The sequence below is a fragment of the Paenibacillus sp. plas6 genome, from assembly GCF_057221655.1.
On sequence record NZ_CM170151.1, the window covers coordinates 3,289,902 to 3,310,482 of the forward strand.

Annotated in this window: 14 protein-coding genes and 3 pseudogenes; 11 read left to right on the forward strand and 6 right to left on the reverse strand. The window is 37.9% G+C overall.

Annotation, left to right across the window (positions count from 1 at the left end; all coding sequences use genetic code 11):
* The first annotated feature begins 9 nt into the window (after positions 1–9).
* Genes AC2TDL_RS14625 through AC2TDL_RS14635 form a run of 3 tightly spaced genes read left to right on the forward strand, consistent with a single transcriptional unit; the run spans position 10 to position 3,702 of the window.
* Entirely contained in the window at positions 10–2,757 is a 2,748-nt protein-coding gene (locus AC2TDL_RS14625; RefSeq protein WP_484696811.1) for an ABC transporter permease, read from the forward strand.
* A 49-nt stretch (positions 2,758–2,806) separates the two neighbouring features.
* Positions 2,807–3,292, forward strand: coding sequence for a MauE/DoxX family redox-associated membrane protein (locus AC2TDL_RS14630; RefSeq protein ID WP_484696812.1), 486 nt, complete (start codon positions 2,807–2,809; stop codon positions 3,290–3,292).
* Positions 3,292–3,702, forward strand: a complete 411-nt coding sequence (locus AC2TDL_RS14635) for a hypothetical protein (RefSeq protein ID WP_484696813.1) — start codon at positions 3,292–3,294, stop codon at positions 3,700–3,702. The genes AC2TDL_RS14630 and AC2TDL_RS14635 overlap by 1 nt, the downstream gene beginning before the upstream one ends.
* Positions 3,703–3,763: 61 nt before the next feature.
* Here AC2TDL_RS14635 and AC2TDL_RS14640 read toward each other — a convergent pair.
* Positions 3,764–4,054: pseudogene (locus AC2TDL_RS14640) on the reverse strand (transposase); the annotation flags it as partial.
* Between the two features lie 311 nt (positions 4,055–4,365).
* On the opposite strand from AC2TDL_RS14640, the gene AC2TDL_RS14645 reads away from it, so the two are divergent.
* On the forward strand, positions 4,366–6,108 hold the full coding sequence (locus tag AC2TDL_RS14645; RefSeq protein ID WP_484696814.1) for a carbohydrate-binding module family 20 domain-containing protein: 1,743 nt from the start codon (positions 4,366–4,368) through the stop codon (positions 6,106–6,108).
* Between the two features lie 123 nt (positions 6,109–6,231).
* Here the strand turns inward: AC2TDL_RS14645 and AC2TDL_RS14650 are convergent, their stop codons facing one another.
* Positions 6,232–7,254, reverse strand: a complete 1,023-nt coding sequence (locus tag AC2TDL_RS14650; protein WP_484696815.1) for a LacI family DNA-binding transcriptional regulator — start codon at positions 7,252–7,254, stop codon at positions 6,232–6,234.
* Positions 7,255–7,500: 246 nt separating this feature from the next.
* Between AC2TDL_RS14650 and AC2TDL_RS14655 the strand changes: the two genes are divergently transcribed.
* Positions 7,501–8,550, forward strand: coding sequence for a 2,3-butanediol dehydrogenase (locus AC2TDL_RS14655; RefSeq protein ID WP_484696816.1), 1,050 nt, complete (start codon positions 7,501–7,503; stop codon positions 8,548–8,550).
* 215 nt (positions 8,551–8,765) lie between these two features.
* Here the strand turns inward: AC2TDL_RS14655 and AC2TDL_RS14660 are convergent, their stop codons facing one another.
* Positions 8,766–9,611: a helix-turn-helix domain-containing protein gene (locus tag AC2TDL_RS14660; protein ID WP_484696817.1), complete on the reverse strand. Its 846-nt coding sequence runs from the start codon at positions 9,609–9,611 to the stop codon at positions 8,766–8,768.
* A 187-nt stretch (positions 9,612–9,798) separates the two neighbouring features.
* Here AC2TDL_RS14660 and AC2TDL_RS14665 point away from each other — a divergent pair, with 187 nt between their 5' ends.
* The gene (locus AC2TDL_RS14665; protein ID WP_484696818.1) at positions 9,799–11,853 is read left to right on the forward strand and encodes a beta-galactosidase; all 2,055 of its coding nucleotides are present in this window, start codon (positions 9,799–9,801) and stop codon (positions 11,851–11,853) included.
* Between the two features lie 93 nt (positions 11,854–11,946).
* Here AC2TDL_RS14665 and AC2TDL_RS14670 read toward each other — a convergent pair whose 3' ends face one another.
* Positions 11,947–12,564, reverse strand: coding sequence for a sugar O-acetyltransferase (locus AC2TDL_RS14670; RefSeq protein ID WP_484696819.1), 618 nt, complete (start codon positions 12,562–12,564; stop codon positions 11,947–11,949).
* A gap of 21 nt (positions 12,565–12,585) precedes the next feature.
* On the reverse strand, positions 12,586–14,652 hold the full coding sequence (locus AC2TDL_RS14675; protein WP_484696820.1) for a beta-galactosidase: 2,067 nt from the start codon (positions 14,650–14,652) through the stop codon (positions 12,586–12,588).
* Between the two features lie 284 nt (positions 14,653–14,936).
* Between AC2TDL_RS14675 and AC2TDL_RS14680 the strand changes: the two genes are divergently transcribed.
* From AC2TDL_RS14680 to AC2TDL_RS14690, 3 genes and pseudogenes are all read left to right on the forward strand, one after another.
* Complete coding sequence (locus AC2TDL_RS14680; protein ID WP_484696821.1) at positions 14,937–15,752, forward strand: AraC family transcriptional regulator; 816 nt, start codon at positions 14,937–14,939, stop codon at positions 15,750–15,752.
* 321 nt (positions 15,753–16,073) lie between these two features.
* Positions 16,074–16,652 (forward strand): annotated as a pseudogene (locus tag AC2TDL_RS14685) (restriction endonuclease).
* Between the two features lie 59 nt (positions 16,653–16,711).
* Positions 16,712–16,942, forward strand: a pseudogene (locus tag AC2TDL_RS14690) (DUF3502 domain-containing protein); the annotation flags it as partial.
* Between the two features lie 95 nt (positions 16,943–17,037).
* Here the strand turns inward: AC2TDL_RS14690 and AC2TDL_RS14695 are convergent.
* A complete protein-coding gene (locus tag AC2TDL_RS14695) occupies positions 17,038–17,817 on the reverse strand; it encodes a helix-turn-helix domain-containing protein (protein WP_484696822.1) in 780 nt (259 codons plus the stop codon).
* Positions 17,818–17,921: 104 nt separating this feature from the next.
* Here AC2TDL_RS14695 and AC2TDL_RS14700 point away from each other — a divergent pair, with 104 nt between their 5' ends.
* Both AC2TDL_RS14700 and AC2TDL_RS14705 read left to right on the forward strand, forming a co-directional pair.
* A complete protein-coding gene (locus AC2TDL_RS14700; RefSeq protein ID WP_484696823.1) occupies positions 17,922–19,058 on the forward strand; it encodes a DUF2264 domain-containing protein in 1,137 nt (378 codons plus the stop codon).
* A gap of 45 nt (positions 19,059–19,103) precedes the next feature.
* Positions 19,104–20,213, forward strand: a complete 1,110-nt coding sequence (locus tag AC2TDL_RS14705) for a glycoside hydrolase family 88 protein (protein WP_484701201.1) — start codon at positions 19,104–19,106, stop codon at positions 20,211–20,213.
* Positions 20,214–20,581 lie beyond the last annotated feature (368 nt).

The following is a 20,581-nucleotide window of genomic DNA, read 5'->3' on the forward strand; positions in this document are numbered from 1 at the left end:
GTGTAAAAAGTGTTTTTTACGAAATTGTCCTGGAAACTTGCAGTTAAGCAAATGATAAATCAAAGGAGACAAACCTTATTATCAATATTAGGAGGATGCATTGGTACTGCTTTAGTTATTGCAACAGTTATTTTTTATTCTTCATTTAATGGCAGCGGTAAAGCTTGGCTTGACTCTCACTTCGGAGTTATTGATTGGCAGCTTAATCCACCTAATAAAGAATTGGTATTTACTGAACAACAACTAACAGAGATTGATCAGTTACTTAAAGATAGATTGAATCAAATTAAAACGGTAATGTTTGAAACCTCTGCGTTAAATGAGGATGAGTCAGGACAACTTGCACAAGGAAATTTTCTTGTGATCGGAGTTCATCCAGAGAATATGAGTTTTTTTGAAAATTCAATCTCTGAGAACTGGGAAACGTTGTTTAAAGATAACGGTATTGTTTTATCTGATGTAGCTGCTTCTATTTTACAAGCAGATTTACAAAATCAAATTCAACTCAGAAATAATGAGAACTCTTTTACGGATTTTATAGTTACAGCAGTTGTAGATGAACAAGGGATAAGCGGTTATAGAGGTCAATCTCGTTCAAGCGGGACAGTGTTAATATCCATTGATAAGGCTCAACAGTTATTTGGTTTAGAAAGTAATGAATATAACTCAATATTAGTAATGCGAAAAAATCCAACTAGCCAAGCAGCGCCGATATTTCCTTTTGGTTCCTCGGGGTTGTTTGAGGTACTAGAGTTAAAAAATGATGCTGTACAGAAAATAGATCAATTGAAAATAAACTACGGAATGGCATTTATTGTTGCAAGCTCTTTCGCAACGTTATGCGGGGCTTTGTTACTGTTTCAAATATTACGAATTCTCTTAAATACAAGGCAGGAAAATTATAGAATATTACATCAGCTTGGAATAGCAAGAAGAACAATTAGAGGACTCTTTTATGCAGAAGCAACATTATTGAATTTTGTTAATCTAATAGTGGGTACTGGACTCGGAATTGTGTTAGGCTATGCGTTAGTAAGTTTCTTTGGAATAAAATATTCAACAATTGTTCAACAGTATGAAAGCTTATATATCCCAATTACTCATCATGTTTCTGTCACAGACTTGTTAGTGATGTCTATTGTAATTTTTATAGTACTTAACATGATTTCACTAGTATTAGGAAGAAAAATTAAATTATCAAATGAAGTCAATCAAAAGGATGCAAAAAAATCAATTGAATGGCTAAAGATTATCGTATGTGTTTTCATCCTAGGCTTCCATATTGTTCATATAACTACGAATCTCGGTTTTGAATGGATGCATACGATGAGCCGCAACCTTTCAATAAAAGGTATCATTGTTCTAGGCTGTTGGTTATTTGCGTCATGTGCGGCACTTTTTCTCTTTTTTAAAGCAATGCATCTTTTTTATATTTACTTTGAAAAATTATATAAGTTCCTACGCTTTCCAAGGCATACGATTAAGCTTGTTATCCATTACGCAAAATCAAATTTTATCTACTCATTAGGTATGTCATTACTTTTAAGTATAGTAGTGATGATTTTTACAACTGCTGTACTTATGAATGCTCAATTTTTTAAAACAGAACAAGAAGATGATTCTGCAGTTTTAGGATTTAATAGTCTTATTCCATATTACAATAGCTCTGAAAAGGAACATTATTTAACAAGACTTAGGGAAAATGAAACATTATCTGAAAAAGTCAACTATTCAATTTTAGAGCCGTATCGCTTAAACATTCAATCCGAATCATTGGTTGGATTAAATTCGTTTTCGATTGTGACTATAGATGATAGCTTTATCAAAAATTCAAATATTAAGTTAATTAAACGCTCCTCTCAATTTAAAACAGACGCTGAAGCTTGGAAAGCATTAGCTGAAAACAGCCAATATATTATTATGGATAAGAAGTTTTTATATAAAGCTTCGGAATGGACAGATAATTTTTCAAAATCAGGATTGCCAATTAATGATTTAGAAATTGGAAGTGAACTTGAACTTCAAATATTCAAAAAGAGTGAGCTAGGTGAAGAGAAAAAGATTGATACAACAGAGACCTTTGAAGTCATTGGCTTTGTAGATGCTGAACCTGGTATTAGATTTTACGATACACTGTATGTATCCCCTGCAATATATGAAAAGTATAAATCAAATGGTTTTCAATGGCCTAATACACCTGAGCTAGGATATATTATGTTTAATTTGCATGATAAAGATATAAAAGAAGTAAATGAGATAATGAGACTGCTTTTTGCCGAAGGAGTAACTAAAGTAGAGTTTCCAACTATGCTTACTATTATGAATAAAATGATGCAAAATCAAGTTTTCTCAATCTATCTTTCTTTTATTGTAGTTACCATTTTTATCGGTATCTTTGGATTAATTATGATTCAATTTAAATCTGTCTATGAGCGTAAAGTACAATTTGGCATATTAAGATTTATTGGATTAAATAAAAAGCATGTTCGGCAAATTTTACTTATGGAAGGATTGCTTATTGGTATAATCGGAGTTGTGAATGGACTATTATTCGGGATTTCTGGAGGTTATTTGCTATATATCTTTGGTCAATCTCTATTGCCACCAACGGAGGAGAAATCTAGCTTTATAATTCCTTATATGGATATCAGCATAATGTTAATATTCGCAATAGCTCTAATTGTTATTGCTACTTGGTTACCATCAAGGCAAGTCAACAAAATATCGCCATCAGAAGTTATAAAATCTTTAGACTAGGTCTTCAATTATTTATCTTGGTTAAGTAGAGGAGGTCTAGGAAAGTTTTATGATACTAAGTATTTTGTTAGCAATAGTTTTCTTATTATCTTTTTATATGAAGGCAAAAAAGATCTATAATCTGAAGTATGAAGTATTTCAATATCAAGTTGTTCCTTCCAAATATTTGTTTCTTGCTGGTATAGTTCTTTTAATGATTGAATTTTATTTATTCATTGCATTTTGCACAAATGTGTTTAAAGAAGTAACAGCAATACTAGCCATACTCTTTCTAAGCGTATTAAGTTTATTGACTTATAGAAAGAGAATACTTTCTGGAGACTCAACATGTAGTTGTTTTGGTGAAGTTCGTATCCTGAATAAAATGCCAATTTTGAGAAACTTGGCGATAGGACTTCTTGTAATTATTTGGTGGGCAATTCCAATAGAGACGGATTTAACAGTTTCCATTTTTAATATTGTGCTTTCAGTTTGTTTTGTGCTTATTGTTGATATAGTTGTTGGTATTAAAACGATAAAGGAAATGGTCAAATAATGATGTACTTATTTAATATCATTGTTACTTGTTTGGGGGTAGTTCTGTTAGTTGTCGTTGTAAATCTAAACAACTATATCAATAAAATGCGATTATCGAAAATAAATCATATAATCTCACAACACGCTATTGAATTAACGGAAGATACATTAATTCTACTTTTACACACTGAAAGTGCAGCTTTCAAAAAAATAGATGCATTATTACAACAAAAAAAACTTCCACCAATAACAATATTTTTTTATGCACCAGACTGGTTAATAGAGCTAAAAAGAAATACATGGTCTCAAGGGAATCATCGAGTGGAAAAACTAGAAAAAGAAGTGTTTGGCGGTTCTGCTAAAATTATCTTAAAAAATAAAAACAGATTATTTGATATTGAGGCATACGAATATTTAGCATTAAAATAAACTATTCAAATGAAATTTTTCTTGAATCTGTTGAATAATCTTAGGATGAATGTTAGTACGTCTGTCGTATCTCTTTATTTAAACGGTCAAGCAGGTTCGTAGAGGAGATTTTACGACTATCCATTTCTTCAAAGTGGAAGAATTGTAGCGTATCCTCTAGTCCTTCTTCTAGCGTTTGACGACTTGGAATATGAGCCAGGACATTTCGCATCATATGAACTTTACAACGTTGCCAGGAACAACCAAGGAATGACTCTCGAATCGCTTTAGACAGTCCTTTATGAGCGTCATTTTCAACAAGCCAAACGTCTTAAAGCCCCCTAGCTTTCAATCCTTCAAACAACGTCTTGTAGCATCGAAAGCATAGGGTCTTGCTCGGACATAAATTGCAACAGCATTTGTTCTAGTTTTTCATTAAAATGAGGGTAGGTCATCGGTTATCTCTCCTTCTGGTTTGCTCGTCACTTACCAATTCGGAGGTACCGATGACTTTTCTTTTTTAATATAAATGAAAAAAATGGAATTATTACTAAATTTTGTTTGATAATTTAAGCTAGCTATGAGATAATTTCGATGATGACGAATAGTATTTTTTGTATGCGCATACAATTTAGTTTTTTCTCGTCATCGACAGTGAAATGATATTTTAAAGGAGAGCCGTTTATGAAGAAAATGCGTAAGCAATTATTTAAGGTTTTTTTTGCTTTTGCGCTATTTGTGCAAACGTTTTCCTATGTTGAACTTATTGATAATAACAGTGAATGGAATAAAGCTTATGCTTCAACTAATCAATATGAGTTGCCAGCTAATACAGAAGACGGTGTTATCTTTCATGCATGGAACTGGTCGTTCAATACGATTAGAAGTAAATTGCCTGAAATTGCTGCGGCAGGATATAACACGATTCAAACATCCCCAATTCAAGGAACAAAAGAAAATACAATGACAGGAAGTATGTGGTGGTTGTTGTATCAGTCGATTAACTTCGAGGTTGGTAACGCTCAAATAGGTACAAGAGAGGAATTCGAGCTGTTGTGCCAAGAAGCAGAACAATATGGCATAAAAATAATCGTTGACGTAATAGCTAATCATACCGCTAATGCAGGCTCAGGTTCGCTACAGTATGTTCCTCATAGCAATGTTGATTCCTCATTTCGTAACGATCCTAGCTTTTGGCATGAAGCAAGGGGGATTGAAAATTTTAATGACCGCTGGCAAGTGACCCAATGGGGACTCGGACTGCCAGATTTAAATACAGCTAATCCTGCGCTTCAAGCCAAAGTTATTGACTTTTTGAACGATGCCATTTCGCTTGGTGCAGACGGTTTTCGCTTCGATGCTGCAAAACATATTGAATTACCAACTGATCCATACGGAGCAGGATCTGATTTCTGGCCGAATGTCCTTGGCTCATTAAATAATAGCTCTAATCTATTTATTTATGGTGAAGTAATGCAAGGAGGTGCGGATGCTTTTGCTCAATACGCCAACTACATGCATGTAACCGCTTCTACCTATGGTTATAATGTTCGCCATGCAGTAGGTTTCAATAGTGCTAAAAACGTCAATTTAGCGAAAGATTTTTATTCAGCAGGAGTTAATCCATCAAAGTTAGTTACTTGGGTAGAATCACATGATACGTATGCTGGTGATAACAATGAGTCAACTAATATGAACGAATGGCAGATTAAAATGGGCTGGGCAATCGTTGCCTCAAGAGCGCAAACGGTTCCATTGTTTTTCAACCGCCCGGCTGGAAGTGGTAAGTTCGCTGCAAGTCTTGGTACAGCCGGAAATGATTTCTGGAAAGATGCTGATATTGTCGCAGTGAATAAATTCCATAACGCAATGGCAGGAGAAGGAGAATATTTAAGAAATCAAGGCAATGAAATTTTACTTGTTGAACGCGGTACGAAAGGCATGACAATTATTAATCTTGGCGGCGATGCTTATATTAATCAGCCAACTAATCTTGAAAGTGGTGTTTATACTAATAAAGCGACTGGCGGCGGTACATTCACAGTGGCAAATGGTCGAATTACTGGTCAAATAGACAGTGGAAAAATAGCTGTGCTTTATGAACCGGATCAACAATCGCCTCCTGGCGAGCAAATGGTTAACGTCACTTTCAATGTGCACAATGCCTACACTTACTATGGACAAAACGTATATATTGTTGGCAATATTCCTGAGTTAGGCTCTTGGAATTCTCAGAATGCTATAGGTCCTGGAAATACAGCAAATTATCCTGCTTGGACGTTTAATATTAGCTTGCCAGAAGGTCAAACAATTGAGTTTAAAGCAATAAAACGGGATGGCAATAATGTAGTATGGGAATCTGGGGCGAATCGAATTTATACTGTAAGTGCCAGCAATCCTGTCGTCAGCTTTAACTTTAATAATTAAGACGTGATACGTAGTTAAGCTCATTAGAGATTTTCTCTAATGAGCTTTTATGATCGTAATAGCGAAACGAACTGGCATGCTTTTCGAGCCGTTCATTGTCTAGAAAAGAGAAGCTGCTTAGAGCTACAAATACTCCTTTATATGCTTTTTAACAACACTAGATTCACGAATAATTAAGCGCGGTTCAAATTGGACACGCTCGTATTCCCCTGTGCGTTGCTCTTGAATTCGTTGCAGCAATAATTCTGTAGCTACTTTAGCAACTTCTGAGCTCATAATTGATACGGTCGTTAATTTCGGTTGAGTAATTTGTCCCCAAAGGATGTTATCTATGCCAACAACAGCAATATCCTCTGGCACATTAATTCCATGTTCCTTTAAACGATTAATTAAGCCGATTGCGACCATATCATTTCCTGCATATACTGCATCAGGCATACGTGCTAAGCTAACGAAATAATCTGCAGCTTTTATCCCTGTTTGTAAAGAAAAATCATCACCAAAGTAAACCAGTGATCTATCTACAGATTCTAATGCATCCTCATAAGCAAAGTAGCGTTCCTCAATAATCTCTTTTGGCGCTCCTGCATAGGCAATTCGCGTTCTACCGATGCTTTGCAGATGCTCCATAACGAGCTTACCTTCTTGCGTTGACATACTAATAATATCTGCTTTGATGTCCGATTCCAGACGCTTTCCATAGTTAATTAATGAAATCGGAATAGGACTGCTATTAATTAAATTTTTTAATGTTTTTGGATAGGCTAATGGTAAAATGATTAGTCCATCGACATGCAGCTTTTTAATATCACGAAGCAAGTCCAGTTCTGCTTTAGCATTGCCCAGTGTATTAATTTGCACAACCCGGTAACCATAATGTTTAGCAGCTTGTTCAACTGCATAAGCAACCTCTGGGACAAATGCGTTACGAACATCAGGTACAGCAAGTGCAATTTGATTAGTTTGTTGAAATTTTAAACTTTGTGCAGAGGAGTTAGGTACAAACCCTAATTCTTCAATTGCTGCGAGCACCTTTGCTTTTGTTTTTGGACTAATCCCTTCGGCATTGTTTATAGCCCGTGAAACTGTCGCAATACCGACACCTGCATGTTTAGCTACATCCTCAATTGTAATTTTCTTTTCCATCGTTGATCATCACCTCAATAAATGGAATTGTTTCCGTAACGATATGAATTGTGAAAAAATTATATCATAAAAATAGCTATACGTTACATGTGAAAGATTATTAACAAAGTGTTTATTTTTATTGACAAAATGAAGAGGAAATGAAAAAATAGAAACAGGAAACGTTTCCGAAAATATTTTTATATTTTCATTCTTTTATTTTGTTGCTATGCGCAATGAGTTCTATCGTCTAAGGAGATGACAACAATGAAAGCACTACGTTGGTATGGACAAAAAGATCTAAGAGTTGATAACATTGAAGAACCAAAAGCACTTCCTGGAAAAGTGAAAATCAAAGTTGAATGGTGCGGTATCTGCGGTAGTGATTTGCACGAATATACTGCGGGACCTATCTTTATTTCTAAAGATTCTGAGCATCCACTAACAGGCGAAAAAGCACCTGTAGTTATGGGGCATGAATTTTCTGGTCAAATTGTTGAAGTTGGTGAAGGTGTAACTAAATTCAAAGTTGGCGATCGTGTTGTTGTTGAACCAGTATTTAACTGTGGTAAATGTGACATTTGTAAACAAGGACTATACAACCTATGTCCTCAAATGGGCTTCCTAGGTCTTGCTGGCGGCGGCGGCGGTTTCTCTGAATATGTTGCTTGTGATGAGCATATGGTACACAAAATTCCTGATAGCGTATCTTTCGAACAAGGCGCATTGGTAGAACCTTCTGCAGTTGCCCTTTATGCTGTTCGTGAAAGTAAACTTAAAGCTGGCGATAAAGCAGCTGTATTTGGCGCTGGTCCAATTGGTTTGCTTATCATTGAAGCATTAAAAGCAGCTGGTGCGGCTGAAATTTATGCAGTTGAACTTTCTCCAGAACGTAAACAAAAAGCAGCAGAACTTGGTGCGATTGTTATCGACCCTAAAGAAGTTGATGTTGTTGAAGAACTTCATAAACGTACTAACGGCGGCGTAGACGTTGCTTATGAAGTTACTGGCGTAGGTCCAGTGCTTAGTCAAGCATTGAATTCTACAAACGTACGTGGTGAATTGATGATTGTCAGCATTTGGGAAAAAGAAGCTACTCTTCATCCAAACAATATCGTACTAGCTGAACGTACTGTAAAAGGTATTATCGGTTATCGTAATATTTTCCCTGCAGTAATTGATTTGATGGCTCAAGGTTACTTCCCAGCTGACAAATTAGTTACTAAACGTATCAAACTTGATGATGTTGTAACTGAAGGCTTTGAAGCGCTTCTTAAAGAAAGAAATCAAGTAAAAATCTTGGTTAAAGCTGAATAGATTAGTATATTGCCATCTTAAGTGAGGCAGTGACTCCTAAAAAGTTAGACCAATCGAATTTTATCATATATAGAAGAATTGGCTAGTATATAAGAATTGGCTGGTTTGAGTTCGGTTTTTGCCGGATTTGGACTAGCCAATTTTTTTAAAATCAAACATTTTGCTGTTTTACCTTTATAGCAACGAAATGTAGAATTATACATTCCGTTGCTTTTTTATACTTGATGCATATCCCTAAACTGCTGTGGTGTCATACCTTCAGCTTGACGAAAACAGGTGATAAAATAGCTGCTCTGTGAAAAGCCGGTGTCTGAGGCGATTTGCTTAATTGACAGTCCTGTAGATATAAGCAGACGTTTAGCATGCAGCAGTCTTGACTCTAATAGAAATTTCGGAAACGACATTCCTAATGTCTCACTAAATTTACGACTAAAGTAATGCGGGCTTAAGCTTGCAATTGCTGCCGCTTGCTCAAGGGTAAACGGCTCTTGGCAATGAGAGCGAATGTAATTTGCTACAGAACGTATTTTACTAGCGGTTTGATTAAGTGGAACATTAAGCTGAGTTGCTGTTGCCTGTAGTCTGGTAAGCAACTGATAAAGCAATCCAGCAACCTTATATTCATCATCCATCTGATAGTTTCTACCTGCTTGCAATAATTGCCCAAATATTTCAATACATGATCTGACATCAGCTACGCTAAACAGCCACGGCTCATCTAAGCCTTTACCATCTAAAAATTGCGCTAAATCAGTTCCATAAAAATGCACCCAACGAATATTCCAAGGCACAGCTCGATCAGAATAATATCTTTGACGCAATCCTGGACCGTAGAGAAAGCCTTGCCCCTCTGTGAGCTCATAGGTTGCTCTATCCGTATATAAATATCCTTTACCTTCAAGCACAAGATGCAAATTATAATAGCGATCAACATTTACATCCTTTGAAAGAAATTCACGATTTACCGAATGCTCTGGATAGTTGCTGTATCCGCCAATAAAATCGGGAAAGCAGAGATGTCTGGGGAAAATCGGTTTAGGAAAAAAGATATGCTCGCGCATTTTTACACCTCATCATATTCAAAATTCAAACAAGAATTTATTATTGATAACTAATATATTCAATAGAATAAGTATAACTCTTCATAAAACTATGACAAGAATTTAAAATACATCGCATATTTTTAGCATTTATTCGTTCTCTTCACTCCTCTACAATGAAGGTAGTTATTATATTGGAGGGAACATAATGGCGAAATCGATACAGATGGATAAAATTCAATTAGGGGTTTGTTATTATCCTGAACATTGGCTAGAGGAATTATGGGAAGATGATTTTCGACGTATGCGCGAGATGAATATCTCTGTTATTCGAATGGCGGAGTTTGCTTGGGCGATTTTAGAACCCGAAGAAGGTCGCTATGATTTTTCTCTTTTTCATAGAGCGCTCGATCTTGCCCATCAATATGGCTTAAAGGTGATCCTTGGCACACCAACAGCAACACCTCCTGCTTGGCTTACGCATAAATATCCAGAGGTATTAAATGCTAATATTGATGGTGTCCTATATCGACATGGTATGCGTAGACACTACAATTATAGCAGTCCAAAATATAGAGAGCTTTCTGCAAATATTGTTCGTAAAATGGTAGAGGCTTATAAGGATCATCCCGCAGTGATTGGTTGGCAAATAGATAATGAATTAAACTGTGAAACGAATGTTTTCTATGCTGAAGCTGATCATGTCGCATTTCGTGAATGGCTGAAAAAACGTTACGGCACATTAGAAAATTTGAACAAAGCATGGGGAACCGTATTTTGGAGCCAAACCTATACGGATTGGGAGCAACTCTATCTTTCACGTCCAACGATAGCGCGCTCGGTGAATCCGCATTTGGCACTTGATGAAAAGCGATTTATTTCAGACAATACCATTTCCTTTGCTCAGCTGCAGGCAGAGATTATTCGCGAGCTGGCACCTCAGCACTGGATTACGACTAATGGAATTTTTGGACATCTAGACAATCATGAGTTGACTGATCGACTACTAGACTTTATGTCTTATGATTCATACCCGCAGTTTCAAACACTTAATGTTACGAGTGAGGAAAAACCGCTTAGGGATCGAGTAAGCAGCTTATACTTATCAAATGTTCGTTCTATGTCTCCGAATTTCTGTATTATGGAGCAGCAATCTGGTCCTGGAGGCTGGTATGATCGAATTGGCATGGGTTCACCAAGACCAGGACAAATTCGACTATGGTCCTATCAATCCATTTTACATGGAACGGATTTGCTGCTTTATTTCCGCTGGCGTACTGCAACCTTTGGCACGGAAATTTATTGGCATGGAATTAATGATTATCATAATATGCCGAATCGTCGTGTACGTGAAGTGACCCAAATTGGTGAGGAAATTGCAAAGGTAGGCTCATTGCTTGCGGGATCAATTTATCAAGCAGAGGTAGCAATCTTGCAAGATTACGATAATGAATGGGATGGCGAGCTTGATGAGTGGCACGGTCCGCTGCAATGGCAAAGTAAATACTCCTGGTTTAAACAGTTGCAATACCATCATATTCCAGCTGATGTTGTGACTTTAAGAGCGACCACAACGCTAAATGAACTGATAAAGTATAAGGTTATTGTTTACCCGCATGCAGCGATAATGACAGATAAAACTGCTGAGCTACTAGAGCATTACGTTAAACAAGGCGGCACGCTTTTATTCGGTGCACGTACAGGCTATAAAGATAGCAATGGTCAATGTTATATGCGTCCATTCCCTGGTCCTGTTGCTTCTTTATGCGGTATTACCGTTGAAGATTTTACATTAATTAAAGGTACGATCCAACCTGCCAAGCTTAAGTGGACAACAGGACAAGTTCAAGATGAGCTATCAAGCAACGGCTTTAATGAAGTGCTGCAGCTTGAACATGAGGACACAGAGGTGCTTGCCGAATATACAACGGAATACTATGCTGGAAAACCTGCATTGACGAAACGTAAAGTAGGCGAGGGCGTCGTATATTACTATGGCTCAGCGTATAATGAAGCCGTTGTTGACAAGCTCATTGCTGATATGGGATTACGTTCACCGCTAAGCGATTGGCTGATTGCCCCTGAGGAAGTAGAAATAGGAATCCGTGCATCAAAGGACAAGCAATACGTATTTTTGCTTAACTACGCTAGCGAACCAGTAACGATTGAATTGAAAAAGAAAGTACAGGATCTGTTATCTGGAGAGTGGCTGGAACATCAGAAAGAAATTCCGGCTTATGGTGTGTTGGTACTGGAAATATAAAACGCTTGAAGTAATGGGTAATGCAAGCAACTAAGCGGATCGGTCTTAGGCAATGAAATTGTTGACTAAGACCGATCCGTTTTACAAATGTGTTTATATTTTTTCAAATTGATTCAAATCTTCATCCGTGATTTCTCTAACTACTTTACATGGCACGCCAAAAGCTAATGTCATTGGCGGAATGTCTCTAGTTACTACACTTCCCGCACCAATAACAGCACCTTTTTCGATCGTTACTCCTGGACAAATAACAACATTACTGCCAATCCAAACGCTGTCTTCAATAGTCACTTCTTTACAGTACATTTCCCCACGTTGACGCAGCATATAATGCAAAGGATGGTTGGTGGTGGTAATCGTAACATTCGGGGCAATCAACACATTTTTACCAATGCTAATTTTATAATCATCAACAAGTGTTAAATTAGAATTGATATAAGTTCCTTCCCCAATAGATACAGTTTTGCCAATTGCGACGGTAAGTGGAGGTTCAATCCAGACATTATCCCCGCAATGTCCAAATATTTTATGCAGTAGTTCATTCCTTTTCTCGGAGTTGTCAGGTCTCGTATGGTTAAAATCCATACAAAGACCTCTAGTAATAACTTGTTGTCCTTTATTTACTTCGGTATCAATCCATAATAAGCCTTGATCTCGACGTTCTTCCATTGTCAACTTCTCATGTTTGTTGGTGTTCTTATTGGTTGTCATATAAAATACTCCTTATGTTGATTAAAACTCTCGATAAAAGTCGTCACGAATTTCCGATATAGCAATATAGCATTCTTTTCCACTCAATAATGAGGCAGGGATTCGCCAAGGAGCACCATAGTAGAAGCTGTCGGCAACTAACTTTCCATCAGCATAAAGCTGTGCCCCGTCACCATAATAATTGATTGAAATAAAACCTTGCTCACCCGTAACCTGTAACTTTTTCCATAATATTTTACGTTTACCGCCAAGATGCATTTCATCCACATATTTTGCCTTAAATGGCGGCTGTTCAATTTCAGTCAACGTTAATTTTGGCTCACAATACGGTTGCTGAACCGAAATAAGCTCAAAATTTACTCCATTCCAGCGATAATATTGGTAATCTCCAGGGGCAACAGCTTGAATAATCCCATCAACTTTATACAGATCGCAGCGATCGCCAATTACTAGCTCTCCATCAAGTCTGCGTAAATAAAGTGCCTGCTCCCATGTAAGGGTAATGATTTTGATGCCATAAGCAGTAATACCTGAATTTAGCCCTGCTTGCGATATAAATTTCTGTCCATTTGCAAACATATACTCTGCAGCAATACCAGGTATTTCAACAAAGAAATATGTATTGTGATGCCTACATAACGGTTGTGCTGTTGCATAGGTTAATGTTACTCCTGATAAATCCATATTAAATGGCAGGAAGAAGCTTACGTCGCCGCATACATTAATCGAAGGGAACGTAACGATTCCTGTATCAATTACGACATCGTACAGATCTTTAAGCTTTGATAATCGTTGATAATGGTTAATAAACACATAACCGCTGGTTCCATTTGTTCGCATCACATAACGCAGCGAGCTTGTATCGTCTCTTGCAACAAAAGAATTTGCCTCGACTCTAGTCATTGGAGCAAAGGTTGCATCAAAATCTTGAATAAACAGATGCAGCAAATTAAGCAAGCGATATTGCTCACGAATTTCCCCATATTCTGATATTGCTGTCTGGAAGTCGTAGGAGAGCAGCGGGTAATCGTTTGGATACCCAGTAGCTTTAGATTCTTGCAAGGTCGACAGCTTGCCTATTTTATTAATGCCGCCATGGTACATATAGTAACCGACAAGATTATTGCCATCGCCAAGCTTAACAAGGGCAATTGCGTAAATATCCATCGGTTTGATTAGCGGCCTGCGATGATGGGTAACCTGAATGCCGCCACCTAGTTCACAGGTTGCAAATGGATAACGCTCATATGGAAGCTGCCAGTTATTATTTTCAAAGTCAATTTTTTGCGGCAGCAGATCAGCACCGATACCAGTGTCGTTGCGCATACCTGTAAAGAAATAGTGTGGCGAAGGAGGCAGTTGATCGAGATGCTCCTCCCAAGGAGCATCACAATAGCCACCGAACACAGGAACGACCTCATCAACAGGAATTTCAGCACCAGCAGCAGAATTCCAGCCTGTTACGGTATAAATCGGAGCGATTAAGCCGCATTCTATAGCAAGTTCTTTTAATTTAGCGAGATGCTCCGCATTGTCGACAAGCTCATTCTCCAATTGGATCGCAATTATATTACCGCCATCCTTAAAAAATAAGCCTTGTACTTGCTCGGCTATTTTTCCATACAATAATTTAACCTTCTCCAAATAATATGGATTGTTATCACGCAGTTTAAATGGTTTTTGCAACAGCCAATCAGGAAAGCCGCCGTTGCGACATTCTCCATGTGCCCACGGACCAATTCGGATTACTACCTCTAGCCCTGCACGTTGACATTCGAGAATAAAAGCACGTAAATCTCGATCTCCAGTGAAATCAAAGTCTCCCTCAATTTCCTCATGATAAATCCAAAAGATATAGGTGGAGACTAGGGTGATACCGCCAGCTTTCATTTTGCACAGCTCTTTATACCAATTTTCTCGATTATCTCTTACAAAATGGTATTCGCCCATGATTGCAATCCACGGAACATCATTGCGTGTAAAGTAGAGACTGGTTACATCAATCTTATCATTAGCAGGATTTGAACCACCGAGCTTAAGATGATTTCTCAAAATCTCAGGCGGTGAATATGGCTTGAAGGTATACACTGAAAAGTCCCTCCCAAATCGTTATCGAATTCATTTAATGAAGTCATTGTAATGGATTTACTGTTAGTAGCGTTAGTATTTTCTAATACGAAAAGTAGCACAAAATGAATATTTATTGAAAGAAATCGCGTAAACATAATGGATTTATCTTTGAAACCATATAACTTTAGGTCAGCGCGATATATAATTAAGAAGTTGTTTATAAACAATGATGTGAGAGTGAAATTAGAATGGAAAACACAATGCTACCGTTTAAGCTTTTTCACAATAGGGGGAACTTGGAGTTGCCATTAGCCTTATATAGCTGCGGCTTGCATTCGCAACATCCGATTTATCGCCCAGTGGGATATCCTACCTTGCAAATAATGATTTGCTTTGCAGGAGCAGGTACCTTCCACTTTGCTCAGAAACCGTATATGAAAATAAAACAAGGAAATATGGTTATTATTCCGAGCAAGGTCCCGCATGAGTATACGCCATCTGGTACTGATCCTTGGGTACTGGGCTATGTTGGGATTGATGGTGAATATGTAGATGGATTGATTCATTTCTTAAAGCTTCCTATTCTTCAAGCTATTGAGATTGCACCTGATGAGCTTATCTGTTTAGAGCAATTTATCATAAAGCTATGGCACAGTAATGAAATCGAGGAGCAGAAAAAGGCATTGCGAGCTGCATCTACTATGCTTTACGATGGATTAACCTATATCGCTTCCATAGTAACAAAGGAAGTTGTAAAAGGGCAGCAGAATAAGCAGACAGGGACTAATGAGATGTTACGTGCAGCAGTCCAATTTATGGAGCAGCATTATATGGACAAGGTTAATATAGCTAATATTGCACATACGGTCGGCTATACTCAACAGCATTTTCAACGTAAATTTAAAGAGCTTTACGGCGTGAGCCCTAATCAATATTTACAACATTTAAGACTATTAAAAGGAGCTCAATATTTAGAAGAGGATAACGACTTAACGATAGGAGAAATTGCAGCAATGATCGGCATGGAGCTAAATTATTTTGTTCGAATGTTTAAGCGTGAGTATAAACAGTCTCCAGCTAAGTATCGCAATATGCTTCGAGAGAATAAAAAAATATGATAGAACGAACCATCCTGCTTCCTAGTGGAGCAGGATGGTTTTTTATATTCTGGGTTTATATATTAATAAAAGGGAATTTATAACAAATGTCGAATAGTCGAATATTGAAGAATTAAGAAACTATTAACAATATTGTAGCAATAAGGAGTTGTATGTATGGCTAGAACGTATCGTGCTGAGGGAAGGCAACTGGCTAATTATTTAAGAGGAATTTTAATGTTTATTGGATTAATTCTCTATTATAAAATTCCTGGTTTACATTGGGCCTTTATGTTTATATTTTTAATTGTAGGTGCTTTGATAGCTGAGATATTAGGGGCAATGTGGACAAACTATCGCCGGTCGCAGAAGAATGGTAAGACTAAAAGTACAACAAGGAGAAAGTCAGTGACAAAAAAAGATAACAATTCAACTACTGCTACTAGATCAAAAGCGACCAGTAGTATGACAATTGATCGTAATGAACAAACTCGGGTTAAATTAAATCAAATGCGGGACGATAAGACAATACTATCTAGCCCGTTAGCAGAGCTTTCAGGCTCAGAATTCGAACGATTATTAGCATTATATTTTCGAGATCAAGGTTATATCGTTAATGAAGTTGGAATAGGTGGGAATGACGGTGGAGTTGACCTCGTTATTATTGACCAACGTGGTGAGAAAACAGCTGTACAAGCTAAATGCTACAATCAAGCTAAAGTAAATGTACAGACAGTAAGATAATTAGTTGCAGCGAAACGTAATCATGATTGTATATTAGCAATGCTTATAACAACGTCTGATCTAACGGCTCCTGCTAAAAGAGAAGCGGAGCAATTTAAAGTTGAATATTGGCACGGGGCAATTGTAGCTCAAAAATTAAAAGCATGGGGCAAATGGCAGCCTAATAAGAAAAGATAAAGATGAATGGATATTACATAAGACCGCCTTAGGGTATGAACGCCCTAAATGGCGGTTTTTTGTACACTGGCTTTGCTGAAGACTATAGCTCATATCAGGCTGCACGTTCTGCGCTTTAGCAAGTGGAAAAGCAATATTTATTCCCATTGATTGCTGGTATAGTTGACGATGTAGAGAGCGGTCTAAAAACATTTATGGAGAAAGCGAATCAGGTAGGCCTAGAAAAGATTCAAACGACATATAAGGAGCAATGGCTGCAGTATTTGCAAGAAAGCGGGTATTCGGACTAGTGTTAATGTAATTTAAAATAAATTGCTGAGCTATTCCGAGCATGATAACAATTTACGTTACACGGATTAGTTCAGCCTAAGCAGGCTGTTTTCGTCTAAAGGTATCTGCTTCGATATCGTCTCGGAGATGTACCGACATATTTTTTAAATTGTCTCATAAAGTGTGTTTCATTTTCATAGCCGCAAAGATTAGCGATATGAGCAATGGAATGCTCGCTATGATCAAGCAAATATTTTGCATGCTCTAGTCTTGCATTAATCATATCAACCATAACGGAGCATTGAAAAAGCTGCCTATAAATGTGTTGGAAATAAGATTTGCTCATATTTAAACGTGCTGCAAGCTGTGAGACAGGCAGATGATGTTGCGGATTGCTGTAAAGCTCATTTCGAAGTTCGGAAAATGGCAAATAGTATCGGCTAAGCTTTTCTGGAGCGACACGTTGTTGCAATTCAGCCAGTTTCATAAAAAAAGAGCGCAGATCACAGTCGATTATCTCCTCATAAAATGATCCTCGTAAGCGAAAAGTCGCTTGAAGCTCCTTAACAAATCGGGAAATAAGCATAGGATCAGATGCTTTAATTGGAGTGTCGAGCGGAAAGTTAATGTTATCTAGTAGATTTGCCAAATTTTCGCCTCTGCAATGGAACCAATCATTAATAAATGGGCTTTCTAATTCTCGATAAAAATAGGGAGTTGTCGGCTGAAATAGAATAAAAGTATGCTTATCAACCTCGTAAGTTTCTTCAAATAGTCGTACCTCTGCACGACTTTTAAAAAAGACAAAGATATAGTTGCCAGCACCATTTGGTCGGTTTCGCACAATCCCATCATAATGAATCGTATTATAGCCGCAGGTAAGTAACTGGATCATAGATTCTCCCTCAAAAAAGCACAATAGGTCAGTTTTTTAACATTATAGTTTATTGTTTGAATGCTGACAACACACTATACTGGCTCTATCAAGGAGGTTAGCATATGAGCACTGATCGACAATATTGGGTTAATTCATTATTAAGAATAGCTTCGCCAGTTTTGCAAACCCTTTCAAAGCGAGAGTTAAAGAGTAAAATGCCAGTTGAGGCATGGAGTGAGGAGCGCAGTCAATATTCGCATCTTGAAGCATTAGGTCGTACGTTAGCAGGCATTGCTCCTTGGCTTGAAACGGGTCCAAGCGAAGGCAACGAAGGTAAACTTCGGGTTGAAGTGGCTAGTTTAGCTCGAGAAGCGATTGCTGCGGCTACGGATCCTCATTCTCCAGATTATATGAACTTTCAGCATGGAGGGCAGCCTCTTGTTGATGCTGCATTTTTAGCAAATGCAATACTTCGAGCTCCTACAGAGCTTTATGAAAAGCTGGATCAACAAGTTCAGCGGTTTCTTGCAGATGCACTTATTGCGACTAGAGCAATACGTCCAGTATTTAGCAATTGGTTATTGTTTAGTGCAATGATAGAAGCAGCATTGTTTAAAATGGGCAAAGATTGGGATCGGATGCGTGTCGATTACGCAATTAAGCAGCATGAACAATGGTATGTTGGTGACGGTGCTTATTCAGATGGTCCAGCCTTTCATTGGGACTACTATAATAGTTTTGTTATTCAACCGATGCTAATTGAAATTATAGAGTTACTAGGTGATCAATTTGATGATTGGAAAGCTAAACGTGAGGCGATTATTAAGCGAGGAATACGCTATGCCTCAGTCCTTGAAAGGTTAATATCCCCAGAAGGTACCTTTCCGCCAATTGGCCGCTCTATTGCTTATCGTTTCGGAGCTTTTCAGCATCTTGCGCTAATGGCATTGCGTGAGCAGCTAGACGAAAGTCTTGAGCCTGCTGCAGTACGCTGTGCGTTAACTGCAGTAATAAAAAGACAGCTTGAGGCGCCCAATACATTTGATGAAAACGGGTGGTTAAGGATTGGCTTTGTTGGCAGTCAGAAGGAACTAGGTGAGGGATATATATCTACCGGCAGCTTATATTTATGTACAACTGTTTTTCTGCCGCTAGGTTTGCCTGAGACTGCTCCTTTTTGGCAAGGAGAAGGGGAATGGACAGCCCGCAAAGTATGGAGTGGCGGAGCAATTTCAATTGATAAAGCAATTGCTGATTAATACATTAATTTATATGAATCATTTAAGCCGATGGAGGTATCAATGATGACAACACAAGAAACTTGGGAACAAGAAGCTTGGCATAAGATTACGAATAAGGTAACAAAGGTGCATCAACGTATAGGTGCAAACTTTCCACATGCAAGTCATAATGGCCGCTACCAATTAGAGCCTGCAAGATGGTGGACAGCAGGATTTTGGCCAGGATTATTATGGTTAGTTTATCGTGAAACGAAGGATGAGCAGTTGAAACAAACTGCACAACTATGTGAAGCACAGTTAGATGTTTTATTAACTGATTCATTGATAGTTGATCATGATATTGGTTTTATGTGGACGTTAACTAGCAGAGTAAGCTACAAGCTGCTGCGCGATGAGCAATCTAAACGGAGAGCACTGTTAGCTGCTAATTTACTCGCTGCACGCTTTAATGTTCAAGGCAATTACATAAGAGCTTGGAATGGAGAGCTTACGGGTTGGGCAATTATTGATTGTATGATGAACCTGCCATTGCTGTACTGGGCGAGTAAGGAAACGCGCGATCCTCGCTTTAAACATATTGCGCTTAAACATGCTGATACGGTGCTTGAGCATTTTATTCGGGCTGATGGCTCGGTTAACCATATTGTTGTGTTTGACCCTGAGACAGGGGAAAAGATCGAAGTAAAAGGAGGGCAAGGTTTTGCTCCTCATTCAGCATGGTCTCGCGGAACAGCTTGGGCAATCTATGGGCTAAGTCTTAGCTACCAATACACTGGGGATGAGCGATATTTAAATGCAGCTAAACGGGCAGCGCATTTCTTTATCGCTAACTTACCAGAGGATCATGTGCCGCATTGGGATTTTCGCTTGCCAGAGGATGTTCCAGCATACCGTGATTCATCAGCAGGCGCAATTGCCGCTTGCGGGTTATTGCATATTGCTGAGCAAGTAATGGAGTATGAAGCGGCATTTTATCATGAAGCAGGCAAGAAAATTCTTCATTCCTTATATGTCAATTATGGTGCATGGGATAAAGATGAAGAAGGCTTAATATTACATGGTACAAGTCATTTTCCTGAGCAAAAAAACATCGATGTTCCGCTAATCTACGGAGACTACTATTTTGCTGAAGGCATTGCTAGATTGAATGGATATAAGGAATTGTTTTGGTAAGAAGCAGGTATAACATTACAATAGAGATGATTTTAAGGCAGAGATAAAACGTTTTTTGCCTAAAAAAGCGAACTAAAGTTGAATCTTCACATTGATGATTTAGCTCTAGTTCGCTTCTTCTCTCTGTAATGGTGGCAACTTAATACGACAAGAGCCGCTTGTATAGCCTGTTTTTGCAGTGATTTCAGCTACTGACATATTGCTTTGCGATAGCATCTCTACGAATAATTTCCTCTTGTTTTCCACTTCTTTTTTCTTTCAGCTTCGTTGTAATTGAATCAAATAAAATATGCAAGTCTTCTCTTAATTATTCAAATGTTTCATAGCTTTCAAAATTAGCTGTATCAGATTTTGCAAAGTTTCGCTCA